The 12,146-nt window shown below is 54.0% G+C and carries 11 protein-coding genes; 8 read left to right on the top strand and 3 right to left on the bottom strand.

Annotated elements, in window-relative coordinates; genetic code table 11:
• Positions 1-117: 117 nt before the first annotated feature.
• Both ACJJIT_RS05835 and ACJJIT_RS05840 read right to left on the bottom strand, forming a co-directional pair.
• Positions 118-864, bottom strand: coding sequence for an aspartate/glutamate racemase family protein (locus tag ACJJIT_RS05835; RefSeq protein ID WP_444900280.1), 747 nt, complete (start codon positions 862-864; stop codon positions 118-120).
• Between the two features lie 100 nt (positions 865-964).
• Positions 965-2,161: a hypothetical protein gene (locus tag ACJJIT_RS05840; protein WP_444900281.1), complete on the bottom strand. Its 1,197-nt coding sequence runs from the start codon at positions 2,159-2,161 to the stop codon at positions 965-967.
• A gap of 75 nt (positions 2,162-2,236) precedes the next feature.
• On the opposite strand from ACJJIT_RS05840, the gene gloA reads away from it, so the two are divergent.
• The 8 genes from gloA (at position 2,237) to ACJJIT_RS05880 (ending at position 11,581) form a co-directional block, all read left to right on the top strand.
• The gene (gene gloA / locus ACJJIT_RS05845; protein ID WP_252082423.1) at positions 2,237-2,677 is read left to right on the top strand and encodes a lactoylglutathione lyase; all 441 of its coding nucleotides are present in this window, start codon (positions 2,237-2,239) and stop codon (positions 2,675-2,677) included.
• Between the two features lie 60 nt (positions 2,678-2,737).
• Positions 2,738-3,844: a hypothetical protein gene (locus ACJJIT_RS05850; RefSeq protein ID WP_444889820.1), complete on the top strand. Its 1,107-nt coding sequence runs from the start codon at positions 2,738-2,740 to the stop codon at positions 3,842-3,844.
• Positions 3,841-4,512: a GntR family transcriptional regulator gene (locus tag ACJJIT_RS05855; RefSeq protein ID WP_444900282.1), complete on the top strand. Its 672-nt coding sequence runs from the start codon at positions 3,841-3,843 to the stop codon at positions 4,510-4,512. Before ACJJIT_RS05850 ends, ACJJIT_RS05855 begins: the two co-directional genes overlap by 4 nt.
• A 350-nt stretch (positions 4,513-4,862) precedes the next feature.
• Positions 4,863-6,269: an aspartate aminotransferase family protein gene (locus ACJJIT_RS05860; protein ID WP_444900283.1), complete on the top strand. Its 1,407-nt coding sequence runs from the start codon at positions 4,863-4,865 to the stop codon at positions 6,267-6,269.
• 123 nt (positions 6,270-6,392) lie between these two features.
• Positions 6,393-7,778 carry a glutamine synthetase family protein gene (locus tag ACJJIT_RS05865; protein ID WP_252082416.1) on the top strand — a complete coding sequence of 462 codons (1,386 nt, stop codon included), beginning with the start codon at positions 6,393-6,395 and terminating at the stop codon, positions 7,776-7,778.
• 601 nt (positions 7,779-8,379) lie between these two features.
• Positions 8,380-9,723, top strand: coding sequence for a glycosyltransferase family 4 protein (locus ACJJIT_RS05870; protein WP_444900284.1), 1,344 nt, complete (start codon positions 8,380-8,382; stop codon positions 9,721-9,723).
• Positions 9,723-10,475, top strand: coding sequence for a class I SAM-dependent methyltransferase (locus ACJJIT_RS05875; RefSeq protein ID WP_444884278.1), 753 nt, complete (start codon positions 9,723-9,725; stop codon positions 10,473-10,475). Before ACJJIT_RS05870 ends, ACJJIT_RS05875 begins: the two co-directional genes overlap by 1 nt.
• Entirely contained in the window at positions 10,472-11,581 is a 1,110-nt protein-coding gene (locus ACJJIT_RS05880; protein WP_444900285.1) for a prenyltransferase/squalene oxidase repeat-containing protein, read from the top strand. Before ACJJIT_RS05875 ends, ACJJIT_RS05880 begins: the two co-directional genes overlap by 4 nt.
• Here ACJJIT_RS05880 and ACJJIT_RS05885 read toward each other — a convergent pair.
• Entirely contained in the window at positions 11,516-12,133 is a 618-nt protein-coding gene (locus tag ACJJIT_RS05885) for a class I SAM-dependent methyltransferase (RefSeq protein ID WP_252082408.1), read from the bottom strand. The two genes, ACJJIT_RS05880 and ACJJIT_RS05885, sit on opposite strands and share 66 nt — an antisense overlap.
• Between the last annotated feature and the right edge of the window lie 13 nt (positions 12,134-12,146).

Here is a 12,146-nt window from a genome sequence, read left to right on the forward strand (position 1 = left end):
TTCGTTTTTAGGATGCTTAATCGCAGGCTGTATCTGGCTGGCTAAATCCAAGCTCCGTAATTCTTTGAGCCAGAGCTATCGGGAGAGTAGAGATTATAAGGAAGTCTTGGAAGAAGCTCAGTCAGTGTGCTCTATTCGCCTGGAGAGGCTATCGGGAAGGCCCAATGTGTCTTTCGCGGGCGGACGGGCGAAACCACCTGCGCGGGCAATACCTGGGTTGAGCCGTACAAGACCCTCTGCCTGCACGACAGCGGCAGGGACTGGATCGACCACAGGAATCGGCAGTCTGCGAGAAATCTTTGTGGCAAGACCGGCGAGCGGTCCTCCAGCGAGGATGGCGACATCTGCCCGGTCAGTATATGCAGCTTCTTCTACGAGCTGAACCAAGCTCTCGCTAAGCTCTTCCTGTACAGTTTCGATTGATTGGAAACACTCGCTAGGTAGGCGAATGCCGGTGAAGCGATTTTCGAGACCGGCACGCAGCACACCATCACGAAACCAGTCCGCCAAACTATCGCTAAATGTGACTATCGAGAAGCGCTGGCCAAGTGCACAAGCGGTCAGCATTGCCGCCTCGGCAACACCGATCACGGGAATGTCGAATAACTGGCGCGCACCAATGAGACCTGGGTCCCCGAATGCAGAGATGATGACTGCGTCTACCTGTGTGTGGTGTTCAGCAATTGTCTCGAGGATATCACTAGCGATAATTTCGGCCTCGACCCGGCTCGAAATATAAGGAAAGCCGATCTTGGCGGTGGTCGCTACGATTTTGGTGCGCGGAGATGCAACCCTTTGTGCGGCGCCCGCCATTAGTGACGTCATAGATTCTGTGGTATTTGGGTTGAGGAGAAGCAGCTTCATGATTAGGTCCGGACTCTCCCGTTTTTAAGATTACATCGTCCGCAAAAGTATGGATCAAAGTATTGATCAATAGAGGCTGCCGGCTGCCTTAGCCTGTTAATCAGCATAACAGCGCCTCCGAATTTATTTGGGGAGAGTCAAAAACCTGCTGATAAGTTTCATTTTCATCATGGTAGATAGCAAAGCCCAGGCGCAGCAGATGTTGGCGCCTGTCGCAAAGGACTGCTCGGGCTTTCAGCTCTTTTTGTAGCTTTTCTGAGTTTTCTGTTGTGCCGCAATCGAACGTGAAAAAGTGGCCATGGCCCTCCTTCAGGTCGTGGTGAATTAGGCGCTCCCGGTTGAGTAGCGGGTGGCTGTTTTTGTCCATTGTGTTCAGGAAGCGGCTTTGGGCATTGAGGACATAGCGGTGGATTTTATCTACGGTGATACCTTCGTGTCGGAATAGATCGAAAATGGAAAGACCCTTGTACAGGCAGGAATAATCCATAGTTGCCCCGGCAAATCTCAGCCAGTTGTCCGCATAGCTGACATGGCCACGGCGATTTTCAGGCTCCGCAATTTCGGCAAACCAGCCGGTATTTAGTGGTCGTAGGGAGCAGTTGCGAGGAATGCTCATAAAACACAGCCCTTCGCCGGCACCCAGGTACTTATACGAGCCGGCAGTAAAAAATGCTTTGTCAGCAATACCGCTCAGGTCGATTGGGCGGGCAAAAAATCCATGATAACCGTCGACTACAAACTGGGTTTGGGTTGGCTTCTGCTCGACGATTCGCAATAGGTCGGGGAATACCACGCCAGAATCGAAAAACACCAGGCTGGCATAAGCCAGTTGGTAGTCTCCCGTATGCAGTTCCTGCTCAAAGCGCTCTGCCAGGGTGGAGAAGGGGTGTTTGGGTATACGGGTTACTTGTATGTTGGGCAATTCTTCCAGCCGCTGCAGCTGGCGGGTGAAGCTGTAAAATTCTCCATCTGTAGTGAGGATATGCAGGGGTTCAGTGATGGGAAAGGCACTAAGTAGCCGGTAGACAAGCTCGTGGGTATTGGGGGCAATAGCTATTTGAGAAGCGTCGGGGAGGTTTAGTGTTCGCGCGACGGCACTTTGCCAGGCGGGTATTTTTTCCTGGAAAATAGGTCCCCACTTGTCATCGGCGAGCAGTGCCGCATCCTGCCAGTATTGTTGGACTGCCTCCAATGTCACATCGGGCCAGTAATGATGGGAGTGACAGGCCATGTGCAGCATGGAGGATGGGCTGCCGCTGGGTGCTTGAGAAAATGCACGATAGAATTTTTTATACATTTGCTTTTCGCCAGGCGAAGCTGAATTATTTATTATTCCGCGATTGTAGATCCTGGCAACAGGAAGGAGTAGAGGGTGAGATACCTGCACACAATGGTCCGCGTGGCCAACCTGGAAGAATCCTTAAAGTTTTACTGTGAGAAGTTGGGCTTGCAATTGGTGCATCGCAAAGATTATGACAAAGGGCGTTTCACCCTGGTATATCTTGCGGCCCCTGAGGATGTCGATAGTGCTCGCCAGCATAAAGCGCCCACGCTGGAACTCACTTACAACTGGGATTCGGAGTCCTATAGTGGCGGGCGAAACTTCGGCCACCTGGCTTATGGAGTGAATGATATCTACGCCGTCTGCCAGAGAATGATGGATGCGGGGGTTACGATCAATCGTCCCCCTCGCGATGGCCATATGGCCTTTTTCCGTTCGCCGGACGGTATCTCAATTGAACTGTTACAAAATGGCGAGCCCCTGGAACCGAGGGAACCCTGGAAGTCGATGGAGAACAGCGGCGAGTGGTAATTGGCCCTGGCAAGGCTCTCATTTGACTTTGGCTTTTAGGTAAATTGATAAGGAATTTATGTGAAGAACCGCAGTTGCATTTTACTGGCCGGCGCCAAAGCGGCGCGTAGGGTTCGCGAGGAGGGATTACATCAAGGGCAGTTCTCAACCTTGGTGGGAGCTTCTGGGGGCCCCAAGTGGCTGGTTATCAGTCAGCTGGATCGGGTTCTTATGGGGGCTTTTTTCAAAGGTCGCAGTGAGCCTATTGCGACGCTGGGTTCATCAATCGGCAGTTTTCGCAATATGTGCTACGCCATGGAGAATCCTTTGGCGGCGCTGGAACGTCTGGAATATGGATATATTCACCAGAGCTACGGCGATACCAAGCCTACCCCGGCTGAGATTACGGCGACGGGTGGCGCGATTCTACAGGAAGTGTTAGGGGAAAGTGGTGCGCGCGAGGTGGTGGAGAATCCCTTGTGGCAGAGTCACTTCGTGACAGCGCGTGGGCGTGGCCCCCTGGCAAGTGAAAAGCGAGCCATTCTGGCCCCGGCGCTCTTTACGTCTGCGTTGGTCAATGCGGTTTCCAGACATAGCCTTAAAGCCTTCTGGGAGCGCGTAGTGTTTCACTCCCGGGCCCAGGCCACTGTGAAGTTTGGCAATCTGAGTACGGCGAATGCCCCCCTCACTCCGGAGAATGTCCGTGAGGTGGTGCTCGCCAGTGGCTCTATACCACTGGTAATGGCGGGTGTGCGCAACCCGGCTGGCGCACCCTTGGGAAATTATCGCGATGGCGGGATTACAGACTACCACTTTGATTTGCGCTTCAGTCATCCACGTGGATTAGTGCTCTACCCGCATTTCTTCCCGTTTATGGTGCCCGGTTGGTTCGACAAGGGGTTGTCCTGGCGACGTGTGCGTGGCGATGCCATGATGTCGACACTACTGATCGCACCGTCGCCGGGGTTTGTGGAGCGGTTACCATTTGGCAAGATCCCGGATCGCAACGACTTTTATAAGATGCCCTCGGATGAGCGTGTGCGCTATTGGAAAAAAGTGGTGGAAATGAGCCGGCAGGTGGCAGACGACTTTTATGAAATCTGGCAGACCGGCCGGGTAGCAGATCATCTTATCGAAGTGGGTTCCGATGATTTGCCCCACAAGTTGCAACAGGTTGGGGCCGCATGAAGATGGCACCGGAATTTAGCCCTCCGCAGGAGGAGTTTCGCACTACCCAGGAACGAGTGTACTTTCAGGTGCGAGATGCCATTTTACGCGGCAAGTTTTTGCCGGGGCACCCGGTCACTATCCGGGGTTTGGCGGCGGACTTGAATTGCAGCCCGATGCCTGTTCGTGAGGCCTTGCGGCGCCTGACCTCGGAGCGAGCACTAGAGCTGTCTGATACCCGCCGTGTCACTGTGCCCACTATGACGCCAGAAAAGCTCGCAGAGATTTGTGCGGCACGGGTTGCGCTGGAGTGTCAGGCCGCAGAGCAGGCGCTGCCCTTTGTAGGGCAGGGGGCTCTTGAGCGGTTACGACAGCTAGATGCTCGAGTCACTAAAGCGCTCAGAGAGAAGGATATCGAGGAGTATGTAACGGCCAATCTCGATTTCCACTTTACCCTCTATCGCCTGGGGCATCCCCATATCATCCTCTCGCTGATAGAGAGCCTATGGCTGCAAACAGCTCCCCTGCAGCACCTGGTGTTCCAGCGCTTCGGTGTACAAGAGTTGCCGGACCGTCACGAGGACCTGCTTGGTGCGATTGCCGATGGCGATGTGGCGCGAGTGCGCCTTGCTATTCGTCAGGATATTGAGGAGGGGCTCGGCTCAATTCCCGCCGAAGAATTACTCTAGGGCTTGGGCCAGCGCTTTTACAATCATATTCATAGGAGCCCAGCCCAGCCCAGCCCAGCCCAACAAGCCCGACCTTTTTAGCCATCTTGATAGGTCACTGTGAGAGTCTTCACGTATCCCTGTTGTAAGGGTTCTTGTTGCCGCAATTTCAGGTCAGGATTTTCTCCTAGCTAAGGGTAACTGCGGTTTTGGACCCTATCGTTACCCTGAGACATAGATAGATCTTGCGCTTCCGTCAGTCTCGCCACTAGAATGTGATCACAAATTTTGGAAGCAATACCCTGTCCGGCAAGGCGCGTTAATGGGCTCCGGAGGGTAGGTGATCAATTGCGGGATGACTCATTCGATGCATGCGGGCTCTCGTCCGGTGCTGTGGAGAGCCCCCAGAGCAAAGCCAGGAGCGAAATATGAACAAAAGTGAGCTGCAACAACACGACCGCGAGCACCTGCTGCACCCCTTTACCGACTTCAATGACTTGGGGCAACAGGGCACCCGGGTGATCACCAGTGCTGAAGGCGCTTATATCACCGATATCGATGGTAATCGTCTACTGGATGGCATGTCTGGTTTGTGGTGCTGCAACCTGGGTTATAGTCGCAAGGAAATTAGCGATGCAATCTATGGGCAGCTGAATACCCTGCCGTTCTATAACAGTTTCTTCCAGTGCACTACCGTGCCATCTATCGAGCTGGCAGATGCCCTGGCAGAAGTAACTCCCGCCAGTATGAGCAATGTGTTCTTCACCGGCTCCGGTTCTGAGGCGAATGACACCAATTTGCGCCTGATTCGCCGTTTCTGGGATCTCCAGGACAAGCCCGAGAAGCGCATTGTGATTTCCCGCAAAAATGGTTATCACGGTTCCACCATCGCCGGTGCCAGCCTGGGTGGCATGAGCGGTATGCACAAACAGTTCCAGCCGCTGGATTACATAGAACACGTACAGCAGCCTTACTGGTTTGCCGAGGGCGGGGAAATGTCCCCAGAGGAGTTCGGTATTCAAGCCGCGCGCAGCCTCGATGAAAAAATCCAGGAGCTGGGCCCTGAGAAAGTGGCCGCCTTTATTGCCGAACCTATCCAGGGTGCAGGTGGTGTGGTCATCCCGCCGGAAACCTACTGGCCAGAAGTGAAGAAAGTATTGGATCAATACGACATTCTGTTGGTGATGGATGAGGTGATATTCGGCTTCGGGCGCACTGGTGAATGGTTTGGTGCAGATTATTACGGCCTCAAGCCGGACCTGATGACTTTCGCCAAAGCGGTGACCAATGGTTATTTCCCTCTCGGCGGTACCATGGTAGGTGATCGCGTTGCTGATGTGATCAAGAGCAAGGGCGGGGAATTTACTCACGGCTACACCTACTCTGCGCACCCCGCGGCCTGTATGGCAGGCCTGGCCACTATTAATATCCTGCGCAATGAGAAGATTATCGAGAATGTGCGTGATGTGACTGGCCCTTATCTTGCCAAACGTTGGGCAGAGTTGGCAGAGCACCCCATCGTTGGTGAGGCGCGCAGCCTGGGTATGGTCGGCGCTTTGGAGCTGGTGAAAGACAAGGCCAGCCGCGCCCGCTTTGATGATGACTGCACTGCCGGTGGCGTATGTCGTGATCTGAGTATCAAGCACGGTTTGGTCATGCGTGCCGTGGGTGATGCCATGGTGATTGCACCGCCACTGATTATTACCACTGAGCAGGTGGATGAGCTTGTGGAAAAAGCGCATCGCGCACTTGACGACACCGCTAAAGCTCTAGCGTAAACTCGGGGTCTAGCCCCTTTTTTGGAAGCGGCGCAAGGCTGTCACCCACTATCCGTCAACGGAGAATGCAGGTGACCGCCCTGGGCCGCTTCTGCGGTTTGACAGGATTACCTCAGGCAACTTATGTCACAAGAAAAAGAATTTACTGCCCAACCAGAACTGTTGGAGCAGTCGCGCAAATTCCTGGCAGAACACACGGACCTAAAGTGGATTGAAGGCTTTATGTTCGATATCAATGGTGTCCCCCGCGGCAAATGGCTACCAGCAGAAGCGGCGGAGAAGCTGCTGAAGGGAAGCCTGCAAATGCCGCGTAGCGCTGTCAGCCTGGATATCTGGGGGCGGGATATTGAAGATAGCCCTCTGGTGTTTGCCAGTGGTGACAGTGATGGTGTTTGTCTGCCGGTATCGCCGATCAGTCTGGCGCCCTGGCACCGGGAGGTAACAGCACAGCTGCATATGCAGTTGCACGAGGCGGATGGTTCTTCGCTCTATGCCGATCCACGTGCCCAGCTGCAGCGGGTGGTGGATCGCCTGCAGAAGCTCGGTTATACCGCAGTCTGTGCCACCGAATTGGAATTCTATTTGTTGCGCGATGACGTTGATCACTTGGCGCGCCCGCGCCCAGTCAGCGACAACGATGCTGAACTGGTGCCCTCTACCGATGTATATGATTTGTCTGAGCTGAACGCGCAGCGTCACTTTTTTGCCGATGTGCGTGCCGCTTGTGAGGAGCAGGGTATTCCAGCTGATTCAGTGCTCTCAGAGTGTGCGCCCGGTCAGTTTGAAATCAATCTGTTGCACAGTGCCGATCCTGTCAAGGTGGCGGATCAAACTCTGCTATTCAAGCGCCTGCTGAAAGGCGTGGCGCGCAGTCACGGCTTCCGTGTAAGCACTATGGCTAAACCCTTTGGGGATCAGGCTGGCAACGGTATGCACGTGCATATGAGTTTGATTGATAGCCATGGTAAAAATGTTTTTGATGATGGCAGTGAAGAGGGCTCCGAGCTGCTGCGTCAGGCAGCTGCAGGTATGTTGGCAACCGCCAATGATGCGATGGCATTCTTTGCGCCACACAGCAATTCCTACCGCCGCTTCCAAGAGAGTTCTCACGCGCCGCTGAATTTGTGCTGGGGCTACGACAACCGCACCACCACTTTGCGAGTACCAGCCAGTAATCCCGAGGCTCGTCGTATCGAACACCGCATTGCCGGTGCCGATGTGAATCCCTACTTGGTGTTGGCGGGTATTTTGGCCGGTGTCTGCCACGGAATTGAGAACCAGTTACAGGCTCCCGATCCAGTTGAAGGCGATGCCTATCAGGTGCAAAGCGAGCAACTGATTAATACCTGGAGTGGGGCACTGAAGCGCTTTGATAAGAGTGCTTTGTGGAGAGAATATCTCGATCCTCGGTTTGTCGAACTTTTCCTTATGCTGAAGCGTCAGGAGATGGCGGAGATTGGCGCTCGAGTTACCGATGTGGAATACCAAAGTTATTTGCATCGGGTTTAATCACGGTTTCTCGTGTACCGGCGGCATAAATACTGAACGGCTTTTACGACAGGAATGCCGGCAGGAATACAGGAGAGATCGATACTCTGCTATACCTAAATTTAAGTGCGTAACGTACTTGAAACTCTCCTCCTGAAAGTGTGTTCGAGAAACCTGGCCCGCCTTTTGGCGGGCATTTTTTTGCCGGTCAAAAATAAATACATAGGCTATTTTCTCAGCTCTTTTGCCAAAAAACTCTTGTCACACTTTTCTTTCTATTCATCCTGCCTCTGATGGCTGGGCTGAGAGTAAACCTGGCGCAGGCAAAAATATTTTTAAATGGGGTATGTGCAGCGCAGAGATCTGGTGTAGTTCATCGGCCGATAATGTAATTGATAGAAGTTCGCCGCGTACTTTATTTGGCTTCAGAAGCCACGCGGAAGGGCAGACTGGCCAAGAGAGTGGATTACTTCTGCCTAGCAGTCATTTCCCCGCCAGTGTATTCTTCCGCTTTATCAGCGTAGAGCCCCGGATTGGTCGATTGCTATAGCCAGGCTTCACAGCAGGGCGCTGCCTTTTTGATTAATGAGTGTGGGTCTCAGAACAAGCAGATGGGGAATCTATGACCGCCTTGGGAAATTGTGCAGACGGTCCAATGGCTAGCGAGACACGGCCACTAAAAATATGTCTACTGGGATATCGCAGTCATCCGCACAGTGGTGGCCAGGGAATTTATCTCCGTTACTTGAGTAAGGCTCTGGTTGATGCCGGCCATTCGGTCGATGTGATATCCGGCCAGCCCTACCCAGAGCTGGATGAGCGGGTGAACTTGATCAAGATGCCCGGACTCAATCTCTATGAAGTAGAAAAACCCAGCCGTGCCCTTAGACCAAAACATCTGCTCTCTTGGGCAGACTTCTTTGAATGGCTGAGTAAACTGACCGGCGGTTTTGCCGAGCCATATACTTTTGGTCGTCGCGTGCGTAAATACTTACGTCAGCATGGTCACCAATACGACATAGTTCACGATAACCAATCGCTTTGCTATGGGCTGTTGGATATCGAGCGCAGCGGCCTCCCAGTTGTTGCCACTATTCACCATCCCATTACCCGCGATCGCCAGCTAGCCCTGGATGCGGCGCCGGACTGGCGCTTTCGTTTGTTGGTGCGACGCTGGCACAACTTCCTGAATATGCAAATCAAGGTTTCGAGGAAATTGCGCCATATTGTCACGGTATCGCGCCAGTCAGAGCGGGACATCATCGAACAATTCGGGGTGGCGCCGGAGCAAATACACCTGATCTATAACGGTATCGACACAGAGATCTTCAGCCCCGATAACAAGGTGCAACGCCAACCCTTGCGTATTATGACGACTTCTTCGGCGGACCAGCCGCTCAAAGGGCTTGGAGTCTTACTGCAGGCCATGGCCGGATTGCGTGAGCGCTTTCCTGAGCTGGAGCTATTGGTTGTTGGCCGTTTGCGCAAAGGCGGCGCTACCGAAAAGCTGTTGCAGAAGTTGAAACTGCAAGATGCTGTGCAGTTTGTTTCTGGGATTTCCAATGAAGAACTGGTGAACCACTACCGCAGTGCAACAGTAGTGGCCTGCCCATCACTGTATGAAGGGTTTGGCTTGCCTGCGGGTGAGGCGATGGCCTGTGGGGCCCCGGTGGTTTCCAGTGATGGAGGCGCGCTGCCAGAAGTTGTCGGCGACGCCGGCATCGTCGTCCCGGCCGGTGACAGTAATGCGCTGGCGGAGGCCCTTGGTCGTGTTCTGGCGGATAAATCTTTGCAAGCGGATATGGGCGCTCAAGGCAGGGTGCGTATTGAAAACAAGTTCTGTTGGAGTTTGGCGGCATCGAACCTGGTGGCTTACTACCGGGAAATACTTGGCGAGTCTGTCGTGCAACAGCAGAACGAAACGGGCTTAGTCGATACAGATGTTAGCGGTGCGGAGGCTGCTTAATGATTACTGTAGATCCGCAACACCTGAACCTTCGCCCGGGACAAAAAGTTTTGGATCTGGGCTGTGGCGAGGGGCGTCACTCCATTCATTTGATGATCACTGATGAGGTGGATGTATACGGCATCGATCTGTGCCTAGATGATGTGTGTACCGCCAATGAGCGGGCAGAGCCTTTTAATAATTCTGAACACGCCAAAGGGCGCCTGTTACTTGGGGTTGCCAATGGTTTGCAGCTGCCGTTTGCCGACGCCACATTCGATGTGGTGATCTGCTCCGAGGTATTGGAGCACATTCATGAGTACAAAGCGGTTCTCGCAGAAATTGACCGCGTATTGAAGCCCTCAGGTATCTTTGCCGCTACTGTGCCGGCGTATTTTCCCGAGTGGGTCTGCTGGCAGCTTAGCGATGCGTATCATCAGGTGGAGGGGGGGCATATTCGTATTTTCCGTGAGCGAGAGCTGCGTCAGAGTATTGAAGCCCTGGGACATCGCCATTTCGCTCGGCACAAGGCGCACGCACTGCACGCGCCCTATTGGTGGTTGAAATGTCTGTTTTGGGATAAGCCAGATAACCGCTTGGTGAAAGCTTACCATCGCTTGTTAGTGTGGGACTTGATGAAGCGGCCCGCACTCACGCGTGTGGCTGAAAAGCTGTTGAATCCTCTTTTGGGGAAAAGTGTCGCGCTCTATTTTGTGAAAGCGGAGCAGCGGGCGCCTGAGCCCCTGGGTTTGGCAGGGGAGGTGAACCCATGAGTGAAACGATATTGCCCCCCAAAAAGAGTACAAGCCTTTTCCCCGTAGGTTTTGTGCGTGATAGCGCAGCCTATATCCTTTCCCAGCAATTACCCGATGGCTCAATCCCCTGGTTTAAAGGGCACTATGCCGATCCTTGGGATCATGTTGAGGCGGCCATGGGATTGGCTATCGCCGGAGAATTTGGTGCCGCGGAGAAAGCCTATCGCTGGTTGGCGGATATTCAATTGCCGGATGGCAGCTGGTGGGCGGCTTATAAAGATGGAGAGATCGATAACGGTGAGCGTCGGGAGACGAATTTTGTCGCCTACGTAGCCACTGGGGTCTGGCACTATTTCCTGATCAGTGGTGACAAAGGTTTTCTACAGCAGTACTGGTCGATGGTTGAGCGCGCTATCGATTTTGTCCTGGGTCTTCAGACCGAACACGGTGAAATTCACTGGGCCGTGGATGCCGGGGGACAGCCCAAAGAGGATGCCCTGATTACCGGCTGTGCCTCAGTTTTTAAAAGCCTTGAGTGTGCGATCAATATTGCCAGTGTGTTGGGGGTGGCTCGACCGGAATGGGTGCGGGGGCGCACGGCATTAGGTGAGGCCCTACAGAGTAAGCCCGAGCGTTTTGACCGTACCTGGGAGAGCAAGGCGCGTTTTTCCATGGATTGGTTTTACCCTGTGCTCACTGGCGCATTTACAGGCGAAGCTGCGCGTGCACGACTACAGCAGCGCTGGGATGAGTTTGTGGTGGCCGGTTTGGGTTGCCGTTGTGTCAATGATGAGCCCTGGGTGACCGTGGCGGAATCCTGCGAGTTGACTATGGCCCTATTGGCCTCGGGGCAGCGGGCACGTGCGGAGATCATTTATCGCGGCCTGCACCGTTGGCAGGACAGCGATGGTGGCTACTGGACAGGGTATGTCTATCGAGACCAGGCGGTTTGGCCCGAGGAGAAAACCACCTGGACTGTGGGTGCGATGTTGCTTGCGGCAGATGCACTCGCCGACCTGACGCCGGCAAGCGGTTTGTTTACCTCGGTGTGTCTGCCTTCAGATACGGCGCAGGATGCCCAGGGTGTCGACAGTTTCGACCAGCTCGAATTGAGCGGAAGCTAGAGCGAGCTTGTAAATGTCATAGGGGGCTTGGCCGCCATCGGCGGGGTCGGGGAATATATCGTGAATGGCCAGGTAGCCGCCTGGCACAATATGCCTGGACCAGCTGCGGTAGTCGGTCAGTGCCGCTTCAAGGGAGTGGCCTCCGTCGATAAATACCAGGCCCAGTGGGGTATTCCAGTGGCGCGCGGCCACCGAGGAGGGAGCTACCACGGGCACAACCCAGTCTTCCAGTTCGGCCGCTCTCATATTGGCTCGAAAGGTTCGGAAGCTGTCCATTAGGTTGGCTTTTTGGTCAAACAAATCGGGATCGTGGTATTCCTCACCCGGTTGATGCTCCTCGGAGCCGCGGTGGTGATCCACGGCAAACACGACACTGTCGGTTAGTTTGCAGGCTGAGGCTAAGTAGATTGTGGACTTACCGCAGTAGCTGCCTACTTCGAGGCAGGGGCCGAGGCTGCTGGTCTCAGCGGCAAGATGATAGAGCGCTTCGCCCTCGTGGGCAGCGAGGAACCCCTTGATGGCTCTGATATCGATGGGCAAATGAATGGACATATTTTACTGCTTG

The sequence above is a fragment of the Microbulbifer mixtoriginis (SeqCode) genome (assembly GCF_052467515.1).

Bases quoted from the DNA above. Each gene is read 5' to 3' on its own strand.
- ACJJIT_RS05870 (WP_444900284.1), top strand. From the start codon at position 8,380: ATGACCGCCTTGGGAAATTGTGCAGACGGTCCAATGGCTAGCGAGACA.
- ACJJIT_RS05840 (WP_444900281.1), bottom strand. From the start codon at position 2,161: ATGTATAAAAAATTCTATCGTGCATTTTCTCAAGCACCCAGCGGCAGC.
- ACJJIT_RS05875 (WP_444884278.1), top strand. From the start codon at position 9,723: ATGATTACTGTAGATCCGCAACACCTGAACCTTCGCCCGGGACAAAAA.
- ACJJIT_RS05835 (WP_444900280.1), bottom strand. From the start codon at position 864: ATGAAGCTGCTTCTCCTCAACCCAAATACCACAGAATCTATGACGTCA.
- ACJJIT_RS05880 (WP_444900285.1), top strand. From the start codon at position 10,472: ATGAGTGAAACGATATTGCCCCCCAAAAAGAGTACAAGCCTTTTCCCC.
- ACJJIT_RS05855 (WP_444900282.1), top strand. From the start codon at position 3,841: ATGAAGATGGCACCGGAATTTAGCCCTCCGCAGGAGGAGTTTCGCACT.
- ACJJIT_RS05860 (WP_444900283.1), top strand. From the start codon at position 4,863: ATGCGGGCTCTCGTCCGGTGCTGTGGAGAGCCCCCAGAGCAAAGCCAG.
- ACJJIT_RS05885 (WP_252082408.1), bottom strand. From the start codon at position 12,133: ATGTCCATTCATTTGCCCATCGATATCAGAGCCATCAAGGGGTTCCTC.
- ACJJIT_RS05865 (WP_252082416.1), top strand. From the start codon at position 6,393: ATGTCACAAGAAAAAGAATTTACTGCCCAACCAGAACTGTTGGAGCAG.